Below are 21805 nucleotides of genomic sequence, written 5' to 3' on the forward strand. Positions count from 1 at the left end.
ATATCCACCACTTGCGGATTACCTGCGGCATCGGTATAACTAAACTGATTTGTTGTAGAATCAAAAGTTACTGCACCTACTGTTTTTGTTGCAATATTTTCTATAATCGTAGTTACTGCAGGATTATTGGCAATGGTACTAAAGTTTGTTGTTACATCACCAACAACATCAATATTTACAGGCGTTCCTACTTCATTATTATAGGTATAAGAACCTCCTCCGTTATTAACAAGCGTGGTAATTGTTTCCTCGTCTTTAATAACATTTGTTATTTCGGTTTTAAAAGCAGGGTTATTTAAAATTGTAGAAGAATTTGTAATTACATCACCCACAACATCTATTGTAGTTCCTGTAGCATTTTCACTCGTATAAAGATATTTACCATCATTAGCAGCATCTTTTGTTAATGTGGTTAATGTTTCATCTGTCTTGATAACATTTGCGAGTTCGGTCGTAAAAATTGGATTGTTTACAATACTTGAAGCATTATTAATTACATCTCCTACAACATCTATTGTAGTGGTTGTAGCATCTTCACTCTTATAAACATATTTACCATCATTAGCAGCATCTTTTGTAAGTGTGGTTAATGTTTCACTTGATTTTACTACTTGAGTAAAGTCAACTGTTTGTGTTACTCCAGACGCATCAACATAAGTAAATTGCTGAGTTGTTGGGTTATAAATAACAGTTCCTGTACTTGGTGCAACTTCATTAGAAATAACTATTCTATTCCATTTGTTATCATACCAATAGTAGTATCCGGCTTTAATGTCTGCAACATTTGCTGTATTAAATACTAATAAACTGTTTTGATTACCATTTGTAATTGTGGTAGCATCCGTAGAACTTGTTAAATTAATTCTTGGGATTAAAATACCTTTGTCACTAGCAACAACTTCTAACTGTGAAGAAGCATTTGGCAATGGTGTTCCGATACCTACCTGTGAGTAAGCCGAATAACTACCTAAGACAAAAAGCAAGGGGAGTAATTTATTCTTCATAAGATTCATTATTGGGGGTTAATAATCTATTTTGAATTTAAACTAGAAATAGAGAGACTATCTCTAAAAATATAAGAACTTGAAATTTTAGATAAAGTAATAGGTGGTATTCTTCAAAAAAATATAATATTCAGAATATGTAGGTTCTCTAAATTCTAAATACAGATTGTCTACAGATATTCCATAGGGAATCCATTTTGGCGTTTAATTAATCTAAGTATTAATTTTGGGTGATGACTAAAGACAATATAAATTACAACACTTTACTTGTCTGAGTATCAATTTTGAGTGATGATTAAAGACAATGTAAATTACAACACTTTACTTGTCTAAATATTAATCAACAATATATATTTTAGGCTTTTATGTTTTTTCAATATATTTTATAAAATCATTATAAATTGGTGAAGTGATGTTTAAACCATTTATACTACTTTAATACTATTGATAAACAAAAGCTTTTTTAATGTTAAAGAACCTTAAAGTGGTATTTTAGTTTTCTTTAACGAAATCTTATTAAAGTTTCTTTTTAACAACAACTCACGCTAAAAATGTAAGTTACTGAAAATAAGAATATTAAAAGTAATAAAAAGATTATACAAAAAAATGAGCCACTTATTAACACAACAGCTAAATTGTAGATTTCTCACATATCCATTTATTATTTTACATATTTAAACACATATAATCTTGTTAGTAATATTATATGGAATGGAGTTTTTCTGAAAAAGAAGCTTTGATAATGTCTTTACGATCAACAATTATAGGTCTTATTAGTTTTTTTGATGGTTTACCTTTTTTTCTTGTTTTTCCAATTATTTTAATGTTGCTACTTTATGATTATGGTTTTAAACGAAAAATACACAAATCCTATTTGGTTTCATTGTTAATTTCACATCTATCATTATATCTTTTATTATGGAGTAGAAATGAGCATAAACACTATTTTTCTACTAGATTATTATCAGAATTAGAAGCTCCAGAAATTAATGTTCTTTTTTTTTTGCAATACCAAGTTTAGTAATGGCTTTGTATGTTAATTGTTTTTTATTTGGGCGGTATGAAAATCTAAAAAAAATAATTGATTACCATTTTTTTAAGGCAACTAGGATGTGGTAAATGATTATTTAAAAAAGTAGTATAAAAAAATAATTAGAGACAATTAATATGAAAAAAAATAAATCAGGTACTTTTCGAATATGGTTTATCCATATATTACTATATTATTATGTATATGCAATTATTCATTTTTCCATACAAAATTATTATTCATGTGGAAACAACTTCACAATATGGTCAATATTAGTATTATTAGCATACCCAATCGCAGGAGTATTAGGTTTCTTTTACATGTTTCCATTGTTTTTTCTATTGCCTATTACCATAATGCTTGTACTATATAAATACATTTATTTTAATCAATTTTATAAATCATACTTAATCGCTATATTATTTTCACATTTTTCGCATTACATTTTTTTGGATATGCATAGTCCGAACTTATATTTTACGGCAATAATAAATTCAAGAATCAAAGTTCATAAGGTCAATAATTTATTTTTCATTGTTCCAAGTTTAATTGTGGCTTTGTCTGTTACTTGGTTTTTATTTGAAAAGTATGAAAATCAAAAAAAGGAATAATTGCCAATCATTAAAAAGTAAATGCATCTATAAAAGAGTAGTGTAGAAAGACGATAAGAAATATTGATTATGAAAAAAAATGAACCATCAATTAACAAAACAGCGAAATTATGGATTTCACATATATTGGTTTACTATTTTATTTTTGTGTGTCTTTCAAATCTTGCGATGAAAAGAAGTTTCTTTTATAAAGAGTCTTTGGATACTCTAGCTTTCTCTCCTTTGCTAGGTTTAATGGGATATTTAGATCATTTTCCCAGCTTCTTCATTTTTCCAATTATTTTGATGTTAGTATTCTATTATCGTTTTTTTAAACAAAAAATATATAAATCGTATATAGTTTCATTGTTGATTTCATACTTTTTATTATATCTATATTTGTTTAATATAGGAGGACTCAAATCAGATTTTGTGGATGTAAATATTTTTTTATTTATTATTCCAAGTTTAGCAATAACAATGTCAATTAATTGGTTTCTATTAGGGCGATATGAAAATCGGAACAAAAATAATTCTGTTCCGATATAACTAATTTTAGATTAATAATCGACTTTCCCTAGGAAAACTCATTAGATACTTATTTCTTAGATTCTTCCACAGAAACTTTTCTAAACTCTTTTAATAGTTTTTCAATTTCTAAAGTTGATTTACGAGCTCTTGGTCCAGCAGCTTTCACACCTTTTTCGATTAATGATTCAGATTCAGCTTTAAAAGTTTCGAATTCTGCATTGATTTTTGATACTAGATCTTTCATGATATGTTTTTAATTTAAGAGCCCAAAAATATTCTTTTTCTTCTTAATACATAAATCATGTGCAATTAATTTTACAATTGTTGCTTTTCTAATTCTTTTATAAAAAAAGTAGGAGAGATTTCAACTCTTTGCTGAAAGGCATTTGTAAAGCGTTGTGTTGAGCTAAAACCGGCTTCTTCAGCCAATGCTGCATTACTAAACTTTCGTACAATTCTGTTTGTTTTTAGGAGTTCTACTAGATAGTCAATTTTCAGGTCATTGATATATTCTACAAACTTTTTACCTCTATAATGGTAAATGATTTGAGACAGATACTTGGTGTTAGAGTCAAAAGCTGCTGCAAGTTTTACCAATGTCAAATCTTGTTCCAAGAATTTCTTCTCTTGTTCAAATTTCTCTAATTGTTTTAGTATTCCAGCTACAGTATCAGGGTTTATATTTAATGTGCCTGCAGATATCTTTTTTAGTCTTACATCATCTTTACTGTTTTTGCTTTTAAACATTAGTTCAGCAAATTTTTTTCTAAAATTTTTTTTATTTCGGATGTTTCTATATGTTAAATAAGAAGAGGAAAGAATAAGAAGACCAATAACACAAATAAAAATTATTTCAGTAGATTTTCTTCGATTAAAAGAGCTTTCGAGTTTCTTCTTTTCTGCAAGCAGTTTTTTCGTATCATATTCCTTATGTATTTTTCCTGTTAGGTATTTATAGGTACCGTTGGAAATACTATCTACTTTAAGCAACTTATTGATATAGTATAACTCTTCTTTTGGACTTTTCTTTCCAGCATAATAGTCTATGAGTACTTCATACATTTCTCGAAGATCGGGGCGAATGTAACCCTCGTCATCAAAGCTCTTATCTACTTTACGGAAATAATGCAGCGCCTGATCTGTTTTGCGCAATTCCCAATAGCTTTTTCCTATATAATAATTCCCTACACTTTCATTAGAAAAATCTTTGTTCTTTCGAATACCAATGAGTCCGCTTTGAATAGTTTGTATTGCTAGGGCATAATTTTTTTTGCCATATTGATTAATACCTTCTGAGTGGATAAAATAAGGTTCTGCTTCTCTATCATTACGTTTCTTTCCTTCCTTTAGTCCAATACTATTTATCTCACTGCATAATCCATAATTCCCCAATCTATTATTTACTAGTCCCAAGGAATGGAGCGAATTAAGATATCCTTGGTCATCATTATTCTTAAAATAATCTACACATTTCTGTAGTAACACTATAGCTTCATCATATGAACCTAGATAATATTTAATAAGAGCCATGTTGTATTTTACTTTGTAAAACAAGTAAGTATCGCTAGTCTTTGCTATAAAATTATTCGCCATGATGTAATTGTCTAAGGCGGCACTATGTTCTTTTTCTCTATAATAGACTATTCCTTTGGAGAGATATGCTGAGCCAATAAGTACATTATCTTTTGATTTCTTGGCTGCATAAATCATACTATCGGCATAAGCTAATTTATATTTTTCATCAGATTTTAGCAAAAAATAGTTTTTATATCCCAAGACAATCTCCTTCCAATTCTTTTCTGTTTTGGCTTTAGCCAAATAAGAATGAATATATACTGCGGCTTTTGAGGGGTTTCTTTTAAAAATATCAATCTGCTCGTCCAGATAAACATATTCTTTGTTTAGCAGGGAATCGGGAATAGGAGTGTTTTTTTTCTGGGCAACAACTACTTGAGTTGCCCAAAATAGTAATAGGATTATATATGTAATAGCCATAATAGATAGTGGGATAAGCAAAGTTAATTTGTGAAAAAAATCTCCTTGATTGCCCATTAAGATATCATGAGATTAATTGTGATGTTTAGACTTTAAAAATAATGTAAATAATTGATTAATAGTGTATTGTTTGTGAGAAATAATGTATGGATTTCGTGGAAATCCATAGTGTAAGTAATGGAATTCGCTAAGTAATCTCTTGTAAGAGTTAATTTCTGCTTATAGATTTGCTTCGAATTCAAAAGCAAAAAGTTTGGTATCGTACCAAATAAAGTTCTGCTTACCCGGGTGCAATGAATTAGACAATCTAAAATTGTTTGGTAATATCTAACACACCACGAATTATGAAAAATACAGTATTATTAATTTTAATCTTTCCGTTTATTGCTATTTCCTGTACTAACGATGGGAATGTAGATGATTTGTCAACTAATAAAAAAGTCAATTTTAAAAAGCCAAAAATGATTTTGCAAGGGCCTGAGAATGATGCAAATCCGTATGATAGTATTGGGAGGCTCCATAATGAGGTTCTGGAAATATATTTAGCAGCAAACTCTGGTAGCATAACAATTGAGGATATCATGGTGCAAATACAATCAATAGGACTTTCAAATACCTTTAATATCGTTCAGGATTGTAGTGCGCCAACTTCAATTAACATCATTAATACAATTCTTAGTGATCCACTAAATAATGGGGATACTATTATAGAGAATTCAGTGCTATCCCCTCAAGCTAAAACAAAGATCAAAATATTCTTGAATTCCTTGGCAATGATACAAAGTAATCCATACGACGATATCTATGAATCTATAACTACCTATGAAAGTGAGATTATATCGAATCATTTATTAAACAATGTAGACAAAAGAGTTATGCTAACTACAGCATCCATTGCAAGATATTCGATATACTATGAAAAGAAAAAAGACAGAGATTGGGATAGCTCATATGGCAATCATATAGGTGGTATAATAGGTGCACTTGATCCTTCGTTGTCTCCTGTGATTATGGCACTTGTTATTGGTCTTGCACAAAATAACCTAGTTATTAATTAATAATCCAGAACACAAAGCACAAAACTATTATCTCATTATAATACATCCTTTATTATGAGATAATTGTTTATCGTAGAACGGACATATGATTATTGTATTGGTTATAGAATATAATTTCAATGAGGATTTTATTATATCATTTAGACTTATCACATATGATTAAAGATTTTATCAATAATAGTTTTGAATTCGATAAGAAAGGACTGTTTGTTTCTTTTGTCAAGGGGTATGATGCTTGGGAGATAAACAGATCTTTCAAAACATCAAATTTCACCTTGCTTTTAATTCGGTCAGGAAATTTAAAACTTCAACTAAATAATAAACTTCAACTACTGAGTGCACATGATTTAGTTTACATACCTAAGAATACGTTTTGTAATATAATAGACAGAAACGAACTATTACAAGTATGCATCATGATTACGGAACGAGCTTCTTTCTCCTCTTCTTTTAATAGTAAAAATTATCCTGGAATTACACTTAACACTACCGATTTTAAACTAGTCCTACAGCTTTTTAAACTAGTAGATCTTAAAAACAGAAACATAACCTATTCCATTTATAATAATGAGTTAATGAAACACTCTTTTAATCAGTTTTTGTGTGAGATTAAAATCATTTATAGTAAGTACCGTGATAATGGAGCGCTTGGTATGACTCGGAAAGAACTACTTGTAGCGCAATTTATAAATTATATTGTATTACATAGCAAAGAAAGACACAGTGTGCAGTTTTTTGCAGATGCCCTTTGTATTACCCCAGGATATTTAAATAAAATAGTAAAACAAATTACGGACAAAACGGCTAAAGATCTCATCTGTGAAGGATTGCTTATTGAAGCAAAAATATTATTGAAAAATTCACAAATAACGATTTTCAATATCGCGGATGAATTAGAATTCAACAATTATTCTTCTTTTAGTACATTTTTTAAAAGACACACTTCCCTGTCACCCTCCGAATATCGGTCACAATTAAATCCCCATTGAATATAAATATGATTTGACTGGGTTAAGAATGTTCTATAAGTATTGATTTAGAGTACTGTCGATTACAAGTCGAGAGAAATATTTACTAAGTAAAAGTAAAAAAAATGACTCAAGCCTATCTTTTAGAATGGATGGATTTAACGGTTACATCAACCCTTAATCCTAATAAAACGGATCTTACTATGATTACTCAAATTCAATCACGAGCGATTATTAAGAAAGCGACCCAGCAAACATTTTTGATTCAGTCACAATTTACTGTGCAGGTTTTTTCGCTTACTAACGAGAAACAAATTAAGATTCTAGTTGGAAATTATTATTCATCATTATTATTTCTTTTGGATAAAATCACAGAAATAAATAATAGTAATGAATTGCATAGAGACAATCTGAAAGAAGTTACAGCAAGCTTAATTTCTTGTTTAGATGAATTAATAACTTTTATAGAATCAAGATTTGCAAACTATTTAGATAGCAACTTTGAAATTATTAAAAGGAAGTACGATGGCCCCACTAAAATGAATACCCCTTCTAATAAAGTTTTATGTAAACTTTCAACAGATCAGACGGCGTTAATACTCAGGGCATCTGATGAATTGAAAATTCTTATTTCAAAATCAATGAATCATTTATTTAAAACAATTGTTCCATTTCTGTCCACTCCAAATAAAGTAAATCTTTCTTATGATGCGATGCGAAGCAAAGCATACGTAGCCGAAGAAAGAGATAAGGAGATAGCAATTGAAACATTGGAACGAATGATTAAACAGATTAAAGAATATTAGCTATATACAGATAATATAAAATATAAAAAAAATGCCACTTTATTTTCCATTTTTAAAACTGGACTGATTGAAAAATAAATTTGATATTTTTTTAGATGGTTCTCCTTTTATAATTAACCAAAATATATATTAAAAAACCAATGAACCAAGCCGCTAAAACAACGATAAAAAAAAATGCAATAATTGATGGATGAAGATAATTTGGTTCATAAAATAATCGTTCTAAAGTCGTAAATTTTTCTTCTAAAGCCTTTCTGTCAAAGTTATTATTGATACCGTTAAGTAGTTCATTATTATGATCTTTATAATAGTAAATATCTTTGACAAGCTTTTTAGGAACGATATGAGTCTCAATCTTATACTTTTTAAGTAATGTATCCAACTTCTGAAAATTAGATACTAGCGAATCTTGTTTGTATTTATAAATCAGCTTATATCGTTTTACTGCAGCATCATATTGCTGTTTCTCTATCGGAATTCCTTTTACAGGCATGTATAAAGAATTATTTTCTATAAATATGCAAATATCGCCATCATATCTCGGGTCAACTTCTCTGCCTTTATAGATAATTTGGGTACTATCTTTTATGACATTCTTTTTAATTATTCGCTCTAGAAGTTCTTTTTTACCAAAACCAAAACTATCCAAAATAGTATTAGTTGCTGCAGAAACTTTATTTAAATCTGTGGTCAGTACTTTCAAAGTATCAATACTATAGTATTTATATGCAACACTAAAATATTGATCCGAAACCAAAGTGCTATCTACAACTTCAATAACTGGATAGGGTTTGGGATATAATATGTTGACCGGATTGAATAATTTCTCTGAACTGTAAGAAGTATAATTATACAAAAACGGATTTAAGACATTCAATAGAGTTTTGTCTTTGTTCAATTTTGTTTCAGACAATTCGGATTTTAGTTTTGCATTTAATCCAAAACTATAGCTTACAAAAAAAGAAAAACTCAAAAAAGAAATCAATAGTAACACACCACCAATTTTAAGCAAATTACCAAAAGAATAATTTTGTTTCGTATGATTTTTCAGTAAAAATATTAGGAAGAAAAGTAAAAACAATCCGCTTATAAAGAAGTGAGAAATAGATACATCGTCATAAAACTTAAACCTATAAAATTCGGTATAAATATCGATACTTTGAATTCCTCCAAACTTAAAATAACCGTATAAAAAATAGCCCAAGTGGATAAATAATAGTACAACAATAGACTTTATGAAGAAGTGGTTTAATTTTTTATCCATGTTTTGTTTTAAGGAATTACTCTCAAATATAAAGAATACATTTTAAATATCAATTCTTTAAATAATTAAGTATTAAGAAGGGACTAAGAATCTCTACAAGAAATAAATACATAGTTTTGCTATATTGCCGAGCTACTAACGGATATTTTTCATTTCTCCTTTAAATGTGTTTTTATCTAAAAGAGATTACTTTCAGCGTCCTCTTATAGAGCTATTTTATTTTTTTCTACATTTTTCTGCATTTTTTTTCTTGATTTTGTTGAGGGTACAGCGGGGTACAACTGGGGTACAACAAAAAGCTGGACTTGTAGCAGTTGGTTGTCTATTGTTTCTTTGCCCTGTAATGATGAAGTCCCAGATTTGGAATTATTCCATCTACTGGGATTGTGAGAAACTAATGTAGAACGATAAAATGAAGAAGGTATGTTTACAAACATTTCATGGGGTAATTACATAGTTGTAGTTATGCTGCTATTGGTAAGTTGGTATTTATTTGTTGGATTTCGATTTTATTTTGATGACCTCAAAGAAATGATATCTGGAAAGCGGAAACTTCAATTCCGCAGATTAGGAGATCCAAATTACGGAGACTTCCAATCGGAATTAAATTATCAGGATCCACCTGAAAGAAATTTAGACCAATCTTCATTTGGTGAATTTGACGCTACGTTTCAGATCGTTGATACTCTTGTAGAACAGTTAAAAAACTTTATCACAGATGCTAGAAAAAGAAAACTAGCCAAACAAGAAGTATTGGACTACATCCAATTATTTTTTAAGCAATATCCTGCTGTAAAAGATTCTGCGTTTCGCTCTTCTGTGAGTGAATTTATTGTAACAGAATGCCAAACACTAGATGCTATGGCTATTACTCAGGCAGAAGTTGAAGAGTTATGGAATTGAAAAATTAAACAACATAGCGGAGGAAATACCCTTGTCCGTCCCGGTGCGGTATGGCTTATGTGACATGAAAGTGGAGTTGTGACAACGGCAATCTCCTCCGTTTTATCAGAATTTTTAAACTTCAAAAATAATGAGAGATGAAAAAATGGAACTGGAATTTGAGAAAGTTTATTGGGCAAAAAACATCTGTTTTCTGTACGCTTCTAGTGCAAATCTTTATGGTAATTAGCTATGAAGTTTACGCCCAGGATGGACTTGCAGGAATCAATGAAGCCAACCAACAAGTACGAAGTTATTTTGATGCAGGAACTGAACTCATGTACGCCGTTGGAGCAATATTAGGGCTTATAGGAGCGGTGAAGGTGTATCAAAAGTGGAATGCAGGAGATCCTGATACTGGTAAAGTGGCAGCCGCATGGTTTGGAAGCTGCGTGTTTCTAGTAGTAGTAGCAACGGTAATCAAATCGTTCTTTGGAATTTAATCGTATTGCATCATGTCAAATAGTGTCTATCAAATAAACAAGGGAATTAACCAAAGTATAGAATTTAAGGGGTTAAAAGCGCAATACATCTGGTATCTGGGTGGGGGAGTCATTGCTTTGATGATACTGTTTGCCATATTGTACATAGCAGGTTTGCCATCCTTTATTTGTATAGGAATAATTAGTATTTCGGGAACATTATGGGTTTTGAAAATATATAAGATGAGCCATAAATACGGAGAACATGGAATGATGAAAGCCTTAGCGAAACGACAGATTCCTAAAGCTGTAAAATCTCAGAGTAGAAAGATATTTATGATGCGAAAATGAGATTTATTTCAAAGTAAAGGACTGGTAGGTAAAAAAGAAGAAGATGGAAAAGATGATAGATGATATTTTACCGATTATGGATGTAGAACACGATTGCATTCTTTCTAAACAAGGAGATGTGACAGTCGTATTCAAAGCAGAATTACCTGAGATATTTACGTTGTCGGATCAGGAATATGAGGCATTCCATCAGGCATGGCTCAAAGCCATAAAGTTGCTTCCCAAGTTTAGTGTGTTCCACAAACAGGATTGGTTTATAGACAGTAAGTTTGAGCCGGATTTCACAAGTGAAGATTCTAGTTTCCTGACCCGAAGCAGTGATCGTTTTTTTAATGAGCGTCCATTTCTGGATCATTCGTGTTATATTTTCCTGACCAAGAAACCAGCAGGAAGGAAAACATCCAGTTCTTTATTTTCTAATTTACTAAGAACCTCTATCGTTCCAGTAGAAACATTAAAATCACAATTACGTCAGGAATTTATAGATAGCACCGGACAATTTAAACGCATATTGGAAGACAGTGGTTTTGTCAAACTAACTCGTCTGGGTAATGACGATCTACGAAGCCACAGCAGAAAAATTGGGATTATAGAAAAGTATTGTTTCCTTTCTGATGCAGCAAACTCATTTGTTTATAAGGATATTGCTTTCAATGATGGTTTGCAGGTGGGTGATAAACATTGCCAAATCTATACTTTAGGCGATGCCGCTGACCTGCCTGCTCTATGTGGTTCTCGAATTAATTATGATCGATACTCCACTGACAAAACCAAGTTTAGTATCGGATTTGCTTCAACACTTGGACAATTGTTATCCTGTAATCATATTTATAACCAGTATATTTTTATAGAGGATTTTCAGAAAACCTTGCAAAAATTAGAGAGCAAAAGACTACGGTTGCAATCCTTATCAGCTTATAGCAGAGAGAACCTTATTGCGCGTGATGCTACCAATGATTTTCTTAATGAAGCTATTAGTCAGCAGCGTTTACCTGTCAAAGCCCATTTTAACGTAATGATTTGGACAGACAAAAAAGAAGAACTAAAAGACTTGAAGAATAAAGTTTCTTCAGCACTGGCACAGATGGATGCCACTGCTAAGCAAGAAACCGTGGGAGCGGCGCAAATATTTTGGGCAGGTATTCCTGGAAATGCAGCAGACTTTCCTATGAACGACACCTTCGACACGTTCACTGAACAAGCGACTTGTTTTTTGAATCTAGAGACTGGCTATCGTTCTTCTCTTAGTCCAATAGGTATTAGACTAGGAGATCGTTTGACGGGAAAACCTGTTCATGTGGATATCAGTGACGAACCTGTTAAGTTGGGAATTTGTACTAATAGAAACAAATTTATATTAGGACCATCAGGAAGCGGAAAGTCTTTTTTTACGAACCATATGGTTAGGAGCTACTATGAGCAAGGAACACATGTTGTACTTGTTGATGTGGGACACAGCTACAAAGGATTATGCGATATGGTGGGCGGATATTATTTCACATATGATGAAAAGAACCCAATTCGATTCAATCCATTTTATATCAGTGAGGGAGATACACTAGATACCGAGAAAAAAGAAAGTATTAAAACATTGTTATTGGCTTTATGGAAAAAGGATAACGAAACTTTCAATCGAAGTGAATATGTAGCACTGTCCAATGCGTTGCAATTGTACTATGAAAAGCTAGAAAGTAATTCTGATTTGTTTCCTTGTTTTGATAGCTTTTACGAATTTCTAAAAAAGGATTTTGTAGGCATATTGGAAGGTGATAAGGTGAAGGAAAAGGATTTCGACGTGAACAATTTCCTGTATGTGCTTCGTCCTTACTATAAAGGAGGTGAATTTGATTATTTGCTCAATGCCACCGAAAACCTGGATCTATTAAAAGAACGATTTATTGTCTTTGAACTCGATAATATCAAAGACCATCCAATACTCTTTCCTGTGGTAACCATCATCATTATGGAAGTATTCATTAGTAAGATGCGTAAACTAAAAGGGATTCGAAAAATGATACTTATTGAGGAAGCATGGAAAGCTATAGCTAAAGAAGGGATGGCGGAATACATTAAATACCTATTCAAGACCGTGCGTAAATTCTATGGCGAAGCCATTGTAGTCACTCAGGAAGTAGAAGATATTATTTCCTCACCAGTAGTCAAACAAGCCATTATCAATAACAGTGATTGTAAGATACTATTGGATCAGAGTAAATATCAAAACAAATTTGAGCAAATACAAGAACTGCTTGGACTTACTGAAAAAGAAAAAGCACTCGTTCTCTCGGTAAATAAAGCCAATGACCCTGATAAAAAGTATAAGGAAGTGTTTATCTCACTCGGAGGAATGCAATCAAAAGTATATCGCACAGAGGTATCTCTGGAAGAGTATTTAGCCTATACCACCGAAGAAACTGAAAAAGTAAAAGCGCAGGCTTATGCCAAGAAATTTGATGGTGATATCAGAAAAGGTATTGCTGCACTTGCTATTGATTTGAGAAATGGAAATTAAATTAGATTGATTATGAAAGCAAAAAAGAAAATTACAATTTGCCTGTTGTGCTTTTTACTGGTAAGTGTTCCTGCATATCCAGGAGAAAAGGTTGCAGCAATACCAATTTTAGAGATGGTTAAAGCAGTTGCGAAAAAGGTAATTAAGGCTATAGATCTTAGAATACAGAAACTACAGAACAAAACAATCTGGTTACAGAATGCCCAGAAAAAAATAGAGAATATTTTATCCAAATTGAAGTTGGATGAGATTTCTGATTGGACACAAAAACAAAAGGATCTTTACAAGGATTATTATGAGGAATTAGCAAAAGTCAAATCAATTATTACCTATTACCAACGCATCAAAGATGTTAGCAAAAAACAGGTTCGGTTGGTTGATGAATATGAAAGGGCGTGGAACCTATTTCAAAGGGATGCTCATTTTAATGCAAGCGAATTGGATTACATGCACAGCGTATATTCTGGGATATTGAATGAAAGTCTAAAAAATATAGACCAAATATTTTTAGTCCTTGATTCTTTTACTACCCAGATGAGTGATGCCAAGAGAATAGAAATAATTAATGCTGCAGCTGATCAAATCGATGCCAATTATGATGACCTGACGCTCTTTAATAGACAGAATATAATGCTCAGTCTTCAAAGAGCCAAAACACAGCATGATGTCAAATCGCTCAAGAAATTTTACGGAATTCCGTAATAAATCAAAAAACCATGAAAAAAATATTTTTACTGTTAGCCTTCGTGGGATTCATAAATGGAAATCTTCACGCACAGGCAAAGCAACAAAAGATGCTTCTACAGCAAATCGCAGCCCTTCAAATGTATATCGGATATGCTAAGAAAGGCTATTTGGTAGCGCAAAAAGGACTAAGTACTATAAACGATTTCAAACGTGGAGAATTTAATCTTCATCGTGATTATCTCACTTCACTCAAGCAGGTCAGCCCAAAGATAAAAAAGTATACAAGGGTTACTGAAATTATAGCACTTCAGATAAAAATCATAAAAAGTTACAAAAGCTTGTACGAGCAAATCCAGCAGGATGATTTATTTCACGGAGATGAAGTTGATTATATCAAAAGAGTATTTGAGAGGTTGATTGAAAATTGTGATACTAATATGGATGAACTATTGACAATTGTTTTAGACGGAAAATTAGAGTTGAAAGATGACGAGCGGATCAAACGAATTGATATAGTTTACCAGAACATGCTTGATAGCTATACCTTTTGCGAAAGCTTCGGTAATCAAACTAAACTGATGGCTATATCAAAGGCAATGGAATTGAAAGATGTGAAAACCAGCCGCTCAATAGGCGGTTTTAAAACTATTTCACCATGAAAAAAATACTGATTATAGGAATTGTATGTATTGTTTTACTGCTCCCTTCCAAAATCGCAGCTCAAAAACAGGAGATCCAGCAATTGATTTTAAACATAGAAAAGTTGAGCCAATTCAAGCAGATTCTTAAGGATATGAAGAAGGGGTATGAAATGCTCAGCGGTGGTTACAATACAGTTAAAGATTTATCCAAAGGTAATTTCAGTCTGCATGAAACATTTCTTGATGCGCTTATGCAAGTCAGCCCCACAGTCAGAAATTACAGGCGTATTGGCGATATAGTCAATTATCAGATGCAGTTGGTAAAAGAATATAAGTCCGCCTTTGGTCGCTTTAGAGACAGTGAAAATTTCAATGCTGAGGAAATTGCTTACTTAGAAAGAGTATATGATAACTTATTCAAACAAAGCCTTAGGAATCTCGATGAACTAACCTCGGTCATTACTGCTAATAAAATGCGAATGTCAGATGACGAACGATTAGCATCCATTGACAAAATATATGCAGATATGCAGGACAAGCTTATGTTTCTCAGAAACTTCAATAACAATACTTTAGTACTGGCTTTGCAACGTGCTAAGGAGCGTAATGATGTAAATACAATGCGCAGCATGTATAATAAATAACTAAATATTCATTGTTATGATAAAGATAAATAAGGGAGCATTATTTGTTTCGCTAGGTTTTTTGTTGCCTTTTGTTAGCCAGGCACAGGGAATCGCAGACGATATGAACAGCCTGCATAGCGTATTAGATAAGTTGTATGATGAGATGATGCCTTTATGCAATAACCTACTGGGAGTAGGACAAGGACTTGCTGGTTTTGCCGCTATTTGGTATATCTCCTCTAGAGTTTGGAGACATATAGCCAGCGCAGAACCTATAGACTTTTATCCGCTCTTTCGTCCTTTTGTGATTGGATTTTGTATAATGATTTTCCCTTCGGTATTGTATATGATTAATGGAGTGATGAAACCTACTGTAACGGCAACTGCTGCAATGGTGGAAGGATCAAACAAAGCTATTGAACGATTACTCAAAGAAAAAGAAGAAGCACTCAAGGGAACTGATCCCTGGAAAATGTATGTGGGTTCAACAGGAGAAGGCAATCGAGCAGAATGGTACAAATATACTCATCCTACTGAGGATCCTACAAAAGAAGGAATGCTTAGTGGTATTGGAAATGATGTCAAATTTGCCATGTCTAAAGCTTCTTATAATTTCAAACATTCTGTTAAAGAATGGATGAGCGAAGTACTTCGGGTATTATTTGAAGCTGCTTCGCTTTGCATCGATACACTACGAACGTTTCAATTGGTGGTACTGTCTATTCTAGGTCCGTTGGTTTTTGGAATATCAGTTTTCGATGGTTTCCAACATACTCTTACAGTTTGGTTGGCGCGCTATATCAATATTTATTTATGGCTTCCTGTCGCCAATATATTCGGCAGTATTATAGGTAAGATTCAAGAGAATATGATAAAAATCGATATTGGGCAAGTCAATGAAGAGGGGGATACTTTTTTTAGCAGTACCGATGCTGCTTATTTAGTATTTATGATTATTGGGATTGTGGGCTATTTTACCGTTCCCTCTATTGCTAACTATATTGTTCATGCAGGCGGTGGTGGTGCATTGGGACAAAAAGTAACTAGCATCTTTAGTAACTCTACTAGTTCCGCGATTGGTACAGTTTCCCAAGGAGCTGGTATGGCAGCAGATGCAATGGGCAATGCCGCTGGACGAATATCCCAAAGTATGTCAAGTTCTGGTAATACATCTCCTTATTTTAAAGATAAGGAAAGCTACATGGGGAATAAATTAAAAGGCAATTCCTAATCTCTAAATAAAAGTATCATGTTTAGTAAAATGAAAAATATTGACACTGCCTTTCGACATGTTCGAGGTTTTACGATGCTGGTAATTATTGGTTGTATTTTAATTAGTTGTTTTTCGCTTTACAAGAGTTTCAGCCTAGTGTCACAAATGCAAAATAAGGTTTACATATTGGCTAATGGCAAAGCATTGGAAGCTTATGCTTCTGACCGGAAAGACAACATACCCATCGAAGCACGGGACCATGTAAAGACATTCCATCAATTCTTTTTTACTCTTGACCCCGATGATAAAGTAATCAAAAGTAATGTTACCAAGGCGCTTTATCTGGCTGACGAGAGTGCAAAACGAATCTATGATGATTTAAAAGAGAATGGTTATTACTCAGGTATCATATCAGGCAATGTCAGTCAAACGATAAAAGTTGATAGTATAACAATAGACATCAATAAATATCCCTATAAATTTCGATGTTATGCTACCCAAAACATTATACGTACTACCAGCATTGCTTATCGAAGTCTGATTACTGAAGGTAATCTTCGTAATGTATCGCGAAGTGATAATAACCCGCATGGCTTTTTGATCGAGCGTTGGAATACGATTGAGAATCGGGATTTAAGTACTGAAAACAGAAAATAATAAACTACTGATTATGAAATTCTCTGATAAAAGGAACAGCCTATGGCAAAAGTTTGATGAGATGAATCTACGAATGCAAAATATGTGTGCACATTGGTTAGAGCAAAAGACATCACATTTTTCACGATTAAACTGGATTGTAATTCTGTTCAGTTTTATAATATGTACTGGTAGTTGTAGCATCTATTTGATTGTAACTAGTTTTTCAAATAATACTACTAAAAATATTACTGTAATTCCAATTATGAAACCAAACAATTCAATTCCCTTAGAGAAAGAGACCATCCCATTAAATGGAATAATTAGGAATAAAGCTGAATTTGAAAGAATTATAGAATTCCGTAGGTATTTAGATAGTCTTGGCCGCAGTCCAACAGGAAAAAAAATGTATGACAGTATTGTACAATACCATCCAGGACTTTTGGACAGTTTAGCGATACTAGAAAACTATTATAATTCAAACTTTTAAAATAGATATCATGGAACAAAAAGAAAAATCATTAAAAGTACTAAAGCAACGTAAGACGCTACTGGTATTGCCAGTATTAGTTTTACCATTTTTAACTGCTATATTTTGGGCATTGGGTGGCGGAAAAATGGATGCCGCTAATGTAGCAATGCCACAACAAAAAGGTTTTAATATAAAACTACCCAATGCAAACCTTAAAGAAGGACTTGCGCTAGATAAGATGAATTACTATGATCTGGCAACTCTTGATTCAACTAAGCTAGATGAGCTTATCAAGAAAGATCCTAACTATTTAAGTCAACCTTTCCAGATTGATTCTATCCAAGATAGTAGAGCTATTACTCTAAGAAAAAGACGAACGGGTTTAAATACATCAGTGCATCTAGATCCAAACGAAGAAAAAATACATCAGAAATTGGAAGCGCTTCAAAAAGCAATAAACGCACCTGTATCAGTACCAGTTCAAAAGAAGGATTATGCGAAATACGTAAAATCAACAGAACCTTCAATTCATTCCAATGATGTAGACAGGCTGGAACAAATGATGCAATCTATGAGTGATGGGCAGGATAATCCAGATGCGGAATTGCAACAACTCGGAGGAATGTTGGAAAGCATTTTGGATATTCAGCATCCTGATAGGGTACAAGATAAACTTAAAAAGGCGTCTGAAGCTCAGCGTGGTCAAGTATTCTCTATTTACACTAGAGCACAAGAAATTCCCGTTACCTCTTTGCAAAATGAATCATCAACTATCTCTGAATCTAGATATAATAGATTTTACTCTATAGATGAACTAACAATTAATGATCACGTACAAAATGCTGCGGAGGCTGTTATTCACGAAACACAAACCATTGTAAACGGAGCCACAGTGAAATTGCGACTTCTGAATGACATTTTTATAAGTGGCGTTAAAATCCCAAAAAACAACTTCATGTATGGAGTAGCTTCCTTAAAAGGAGAAAGACTAACTATTAAAATAAACAGTATTAGATACGACAACTCCTTATTTCCAGTTGATTTGTCTGTTTACGACTTGGACGGTCTTATTGGGATTTATATTCCAGGAGCCATTAACCGTGATGTCGCCAAAGCATCTGCTGACCGTTCCATGCAAACTTTAGGCGTTGCAAGTCTTGATGACTCTTGGGGTTCACAGGCAGCTGGAGCCGGAATTGAAGCAGCTAAAAGTCTGCTGAGTAAGAAAATAAAGATGGTCAAAGTGATTGTAAAGGCTGGCTATCAAGTGTTACTTCGTGATGAGAAACAAAAAGATTCCAATTAAAAACTAAAATGAAACAGATGAAAAATTTTAATTTATTAATGATAGGGTATCTATTATTTATGAGCATTGGTGTATTTGCACAAAAGACAAGTAGAAATAATCTATCTAAAATTGAGTCCGATTCTTTACTGATAGCATACTCCAAAACGACCAATATTGTATTTCCTTTTGCTATTAAAAGCGTAGACAAGGGAAGTCAAGATATACTGGTACAAAAAGCAAAAGGTGTTGAGAATATACTTCAAATTAAAGCAGCTCAAAAAGGATTTTTTCAAACCAATCTTACTGTGGTCACAGCTGATGAAAAATTGTATTCTTTCGTATTGAGTTATAATGAAGAGTCCCCACAATTGAATCTCAGTATAAACAAACCAAAAAATGCAGTGCAGGAAGTTTATTTCTCTGATGACATTAGAAACGAACAAGATGTCCAAGAATATTCCAAATTGGCTTTTTACGACAAGAAAAAACTGCGAGGAGAAAAAGAAAGCAACTATGATATAGATTTTGTACTCAACGGAATTTTTATTCGTGATGCCGTAATGTACTACAGAATAAAAGTAACAAACAATTCCAAAGTCGATTATGATATCAACCAACTTCGTTTTTTTATTCGAGATAGCAAAAAAGTAAAACGAACAGCTTCACAGGAGATTGAAATTACACCAATCTATGTATTGAACAATGTAGTTAAAATTGAAGGTGAAGCAGAAAACACTTTTGTATTTGCACTTCCAAAATTCACCATTCCGGAGAAAAAATACTTAGCGATACAACTCATGGAACAAAATGGGGGTAGGCATGTGGAATTGCATGTTAAGAACACAAAGCTGGTACAGGTTACTGTACTTCCTAAATTATAATTAGTAATCATTTAAAAAATTGAGTCATGAACGAGAAAAATTTTGAATACTTAAAAGACCAGATTAAGTACACCGGTTTCGGTGAAACACTGGAGAATGAATTAAAAGAAAAATTGCAGAAGGAAGAACCTAGTTTTACTTTGAATCATATTGCTAAATATGGTGAGGATACTGTTATGGCTACCTTGAATTTTAAAAAATCGGAACAAAGTGATATGTATTTCTTTAACTCTTATAAAGTAGAATTGCAAAAAGAAAACTCTAAAGAAGTTTTGGAACAAACCTTTTATATTAATAAAGGCAGCAACATTACCATGAAAGAAGCTTTTAATCTTATGGAAGGAAGATCAGTAAATAAGGATTTAACCAATAAAGAAGGAGAACTATACAATGCGTGGGTGCAAATTGATTTTAAACAAACTGACGACACCAATGGTAATTTTAAACTAAATCAATACCATCAAAATTATGGTTACGATTTGGAAGCAACATTAGCCAAACATCCAATTAAGGAATTGGAAAATCCTAAGTACAAAGAAGACTTAATGGATTCTTTGAAAAAGGGAAACCTGCAATCTGCTACTTTTCTGAAAGAGGGTAATGAAATCAAACAGTACATTGAAGCCAGTCCACAATTCAAAACTATCAATGTGTATGATAACAATATGCAGCGTATTGATAACCGTCATTCCAAAGAAGAAAAGCAATCCGAAACAGAGCAGGTATCTGAAAAAAGAGGCGCCAAAAAACAAATCCAAAGTGCTGACGAAGATGGACCTGAAGCGCCAAAGGAAGCTAAGAGGAAAAGGAAAAGCCAATCCATGTGATCATGAATGAACAAGTTCCCGTTAACAGAGTTGAGATGGAATTAAAGCAATGGCGTTCCAGGGAGGAGCGTTTTAGTAAACTGTTTAATTTCAGTCTTTCCAATAATAGATCGCTGGTTAAAGAAAAACTACATCATTACGAACGCATTGGAACAAAGTATAAAGGAACTAGAAATATTGACGAACGTTTTGCTTTGCAGATGCTCAAGCAGGAGAAGAATAAGATATTAAAGCAACTTTATCCTAATCAATTAGTACGACTTGTTCGTAAACTGGTCGTTGCACCACTTATAGATCAAATCGCAGTACGTAGAAATGAAAAAGAAGAGCAAAAGAACTACCAATCGCTGCACGATCAGGTGCAGCGTATTGGTTTTAAAGATTTGTCAAATCAAATCGATCAGCAAATAAAAGAGGGTCAGGAGCAATTTACTATTCCGGTTTCCTATTATGTTAATGAAAAGGAACGTCTGCATCATGAATTATCTTTTGCAAAAGACCAGAGCGGACAGTATCAATTTGAAGGTTTTAAAACTACTTTGCAAAATGAATCATATCCCGAAGAAAACAGGAGTCAGTATTTCAAAATACAGGAAGAAAATTCTATTAATCCAACACAGGCATATAATTTATTAGCAGGACGCGCAGTTCAAAAAGGCAGCTCTTGGATTCAATTAAATTTAAATGATAAAGATGCGAACCACAATCATCGCATCAAAGAATTTCGTCATGATTATGATTATAATCTAGAAAAATCGATACAGCAACTACCATTAAAGGAATTGTCAAACAAAACGAATACATATAAATTACAAGATGCTTTAAGAGAAGGGAACAGGCAGTGCGTAACCTTACTTAAAAACGGGAATGAACATCAATTTTATATTGAAGCAAATCCTCAGTTTAAATCGGTAAATATTTATGATGGGCAGTTGAAGAAAATATCGATGACAACGGCTTTGAATGATAAAACTATAGAAACTGTAAAACAAATAGTAAAAGAGAATGAGAGACCACAAAACAATCATTCCAAACGAAATGGAATGCACATAAATTGATAA

General features: G+C 32.7%; 20 protein-coding genes and 1 pseudogene. 17 read left to right on the forward strand and 4 right to left on the reverse strand.

Annotation, left to right across the window (positions count from 1 at the left end; translation table 11 throughout):
* The 3 genes and pseudogenes from B8T70_RS09095 to B8T70_RS09120 form a co-directional block, all read right to left on the reverse strand.
* Nucleotides 1-1004 (reverse strand): annotated as a pseudogene (locus B8T70_RS09095) (hypothetical protein); the annotation flags it as partial.
* A gap of 2218 nt (nt 1005-3222) precedes the next feature.
* Nucleotides 3223-3399, reverse strand: a complete 177-nt coding sequence (locus B8T70_RS09115; protein WP_039114970.1) for a histone H1 — start codon at nt 3397-3399, stop codon at nt 3223-3225.
* A gap of 71 nt (nt 3400-3470) precedes the next feature.
* Nucleotides 3471-5150 (reverse strand): AraC family transcriptional regulator, encoded by a 1680-nt coding sequence (locus B8T70_RS09120; RefSeq protein WP_039115162.1) that lies wholly within the window; start codon nt 5148-5150, stop codon nt 3471-3473.
* Nucleotides 5151-5494: 344 nt separating this feature from the next.
* Here B8T70_RS09120 and B8T70_RS09125 point away from each other — a divergent pair, with 344 nt between their 5' ends.
* The 3 genes from B8T70_RS09125 to B8T70_RS09135 all read left to right on the forward strand — a co-directional run bounded on the left by B8T70_RS09125 (nt 5495) and on the right by B8T70_RS09135 (nt 7982).
* Nucleotides 5495-6208 (forward strand): hypothetical protein, encoded by a 714-nt coding sequence (locus B8T70_RS09125; RefSeq protein ID WP_039114968.1) that lies wholly within the window; start codon nt 5495-5497, stop codon nt 6206-6208.
* A 119-nt stretch (nt 6209-6327) separates the two neighbouring features.
* Nucleotides 6328-7197, forward strand: a complete 870-nt coding sequence (locus B8T70_RS09130; protein WP_086894665.1) for an AraC family transcriptional regulator — start codon at nt 6328-6330, stop codon at nt 7195-7197.
* Between the two features lie 104 nt (nt 7198-7301).
* Nucleotides 7302-7982, forward strand: coding sequence for a hypothetical protein (locus B8T70_RS09135; protein ID WP_039114965.1), 681 nt, complete (start codon nt 7302-7304; stop codon nt 7980-7982).
* 91 nt (nt 7983-8073) lie between these two features.
* Here the strand turns inward: B8T70_RS09135 and B8T70_RS09140 are convergent, their stop codons facing one another.
* Entirely contained in the window at nt 8074-9246 is a 1173-nt protein-coding gene (locus B8T70_RS09140; protein WP_165763200.1) for a hypothetical protein, read from the reverse strand.
* A 423-nt stretch (nt 9247-9669) separates the two neighbouring features.
* On the opposite strand from B8T70_RS09140, the gene B8T70_RS09150 reads away from it, so the two are divergent.
* The 14 genes from B8T70_RS09150 (at nt 9670) to B8T70_RS09215 (ending at nt 21802) form a co-directional block, all read left to right on the forward strand.
* Nucleotides 9670-10149, forward strand: coding sequence for a hypothetical protein (locus tag B8T70_RS09150; protein ID WP_039114961.1), 480 nt, complete (start codon nt 9670-9672; stop codon nt 10147-10149).
* Nucleotides 10150-10286: 137 nt separating this feature from the next.
* Nucleotides 10287-10631, forward strand: a complete 345-nt coding sequence (locus B8T70_RS09155; RefSeq protein ID WP_086894667.1) for a DUF4134 domain-containing protein — start codon at nt 10287-10289, stop codon at nt 10629-10631.
* A gap of 12 nt (nt 10632-10643) precedes the next feature.
* Complete coding sequence (locus B8T70_RS09160; protein ID WP_086894668.1) at nt 10644-10961, forward strand: DUF4133 domain-containing protein; 318 nt, start codon at nt 10644-10646, stop codon at nt 10959-10961.
* A 43-nt stretch (nt 10962-11004) separates the two neighbouring features.
* Complete coding sequence (locus B8T70_RS09165; RefSeq protein WP_086894669.1) at nt 11005-13473, forward strand: TraG family conjugative transposon ATPase; 2469 nt, start codon at nt 11005-11007, stop codon at nt 13471-13473.
* A 12-nt stretch (nt 13474-13485) separates the two neighbouring features.
* Nucleotides 13486-14175 (forward strand): conjugal transfer protein TraI, encoded by a 690-nt coding sequence (locus B8T70_RS09170; protein WP_039114953.1) that lies wholly within the window; start codon nt 13486-13488, stop codon nt 14173-14175.
* Nucleotides 14176-14189: 14 nt separating this feature from the next.
* The gene (locus B8T70_RS09175) at nt 14190-14819 is read left to right on the forward strand and encodes a hypothetical protein (RefSeq protein WP_086894670.1); all 630 of its coding nucleotides are present in this window, start codon (nt 14190-14192) and stop codon (nt 14817-14819) included.
* A complete protein-coding gene (locus tag B8T70_RS09180) occupies nt 14816-15445 on the forward strand; it encodes a hypothetical protein (RefSeq protein WP_086894671.1) in 630 nt (209 codons plus the stop codon). The genes B8T70_RS09175 and B8T70_RS09180 overlap by 4 nt, the downstream gene beginning before the upstream one ends.
* A gap of 16 nt (nt 15446-15461) precedes the next feature.
* The gene (gene traJ, locus B8T70_RS09185; protein ID WP_086894672.1) at nt 15462-16658 is read left to right on the forward strand and encodes a conjugative transposon protein TraJ; all 1197 of its coding nucleotides are present in this window, start codon (nt 15462-15464) and stop codon (nt 16656-16658) included.
* 30 nt (nt 16659-16688) lie between these two features.
* Nucleotides 16689-17297: a conjugative transposon protein TraK gene (gene traK / locus B8T70_RS09190; protein ID WP_240474755.1), complete on the forward strand. Its 609-nt coding sequence runs from the start codon at nt 16689-16691 to the stop codon at nt 17295-17297.
* Between the two features lie 13 nt (nt 17298-17310).
* On the forward strand, nt 17311-17766 hold the full coding sequence (locus B8T70_RS09195; RefSeq protein WP_039114944.1) for a hypothetical protein: 456 nt from the start codon (nt 17311-17313) through the stop codon (nt 17764-17766).
* A 10-nt stretch (nt 17767-17776) separates the two neighbouring features.
* Nucleotides 17777-19054, forward strand: coding sequence for a conjugative transposon protein TraM (gene traM / locus B8T70_RS09200; protein ID WP_039114942.1), 1278 nt, complete (start codon nt 17777-17779; stop codon nt 19052-19054).
* 17 nt (nt 19055-19071) lie between these two features.
* Nucleotides 19072-19917: a conjugative transposon protein TraN gene (traN, locus tag B8T70_RS09205; protein ID WP_039115161.1), complete on the forward strand. Its 846-nt coding sequence runs from the start codon at nt 19072-19074 to the stop codon at nt 19915-19917.
* Between the two features lie 26 nt (nt 19918-19943).
* The gene (locus B8T70_RS09210; protein ID WP_039114940.1) at nt 19944-20744 is read left to right on the forward strand and encodes a hypothetical protein; all 801 of its coding nucleotides are present in this window, start codon (nt 19944-19946) and stop codon (nt 20742-20744) included.
* Between the two features lie 2 nt (nt 20745-20746).
* The gene (locus tag B8T70_RS09215; protein ID WP_039114938.1) at nt 20747-21802 is read left to right on the forward strand and encodes a hypothetical protein; all 1056 of its coding nucleotides are present in this window, start codon (nt 20747-20749) and stop codon (nt 21800-21802) included.
* Nucleotides 21803-21805: the final 3 nt, after the last annotated feature.

The organism is Flavobacterium sp. AJR, from assembly GCF_002156885.1.
Taxonomy (GTDB): domain Bacteria; phylum Bacteroidota; class Bacteroidia; order Flavobacteriales; family Flavobacteriaceae; genus Flavobacterium.

Coding starts and splice junctions, on each gene's coding strand:
- B8T70_RS09115 (WP_039114970.1), bottom strand. CDS start 3,399: ATGAAAGATCTAGTATCAAAAATCAATGCAGAATTCGAAACTTTTAAA.
- B8T70_RS09120 (WP_039115162.1), bottom strand. CDS start 5,150: ATGGCTATTACATATATAATCCTATTACTATTTTGGGCAACTCAAGTA.
- B8T70_RS09125 (WP_039114968.1), top strand. CDS start 5,495: ATGAAAAATACAGTATTATTAATTTTAATCTTTCCGTTTATTGCTATT.
- B8T70_RS09130 (WP_086894665.1), top strand. CDS start 6,328: ATGAGGATTTTATTATATCATTTAGACTTATCACATATGATTAAAGAT.
- B8T70_RS09135 (WP_039114965.1), top strand. CDS start 7,302: ATGACTCAAGCCTATCTTTTAGAATGGATGGATTTAACGGTTACATCA.
- B8T70_RS09140 (WP_165763200.1), bottom strand. CDS start 9,246: ATGGATAAAAAATTAAACCACTTCTTCATAAAGTCTATTGTTGTACTA.
- B8T70_RS09150 (WP_039114961.1), top strand. CDS start 9,670: ATGTTTACAAACATTTCATGGGGTAATTACATAGTTGTAGTTATGCTG.
- B8T70_RS09155 (WP_086894667.1), top strand. CDS start 10,287: ATGAAAAAATGGAACTGGAATTTGAGAAAGTTTATTGGGCAAAAAACA.
- B8T70_RS09160 (WP_086894668.1), top strand. CDS start 10,644: ATGTCAAATAGTGTCTATCAAATAAACAAGGGAATTAACCAAAGTATA.
- B8T70_RS09165 (WP_086894669.1), top strand. CDS start 11,005: ATGGAAAAGATGATAGATGATATTTTACCGATTATGGATGTAGAACAC.
- B8T70_RS09170 (WP_039114953.1), top strand. CDS start 13,486: ATGAAAGCAAAAAAGAAAATTACAATTTGCCTGTTGTGCTTTTTACTG.
- B8T70_RS09175 (WP_086894670.1), top strand. CDS start 14,190: ATGAAAAAAATATTTTTACTGTTAGCCTTCGTGGGATTCATAAATGGA.
- B8T70_RS09180 (WP_086894671.1), top strand. CDS start 14,816: ATGAAAAAAATACTGATTATAGGAATTGTATGTATTGTTTTACTGCTC.
- traJ (WP_086894672.1), top strand. CDS start 15,462: ATGATAAAGATAAATAAGGGAGCATTATTTGTTTCGCTAGGTTTTTTG.
- traK (WP_240474755.1), top strand. CDS start 16,689: ATGAAAAATATTGACACTGCCTTTCGACATGTTCGAGGTTTTACGATG.
- B8T70_RS09195 (WP_039114944.1), top strand. CDS start 17,311: ATGAAATTCTCTGATAAAAGGAACAGCCTATGGCAAAAGTTTGATGAG.
- traM (WP_039114942.1), top strand. CDS start 17,777: ATGGAACAAAAAGAAAAATCATTAAAAGTACTAAAGCAACGTAAGACG.
- traN (WP_039115161.1), top strand. CDS start 19,072: ATGAAAAATTTTAATTTATTAATGATAGGGTATCTATTATTTATGAGC.
- B8T70_RS09210 (WP_039114940.1), top strand. CDS start 19,944: ATGAACGAGAAAAATTTTGAATACTTAAAAGACCAGATTAAGTACACC.
- B8T70_RS09215 (WP_039114938.1), top strand. CDS start 20,747: ATGAATGAACAAGTTCCCGTTAACAGAGTTGAGATGGAATTAAAGCAA.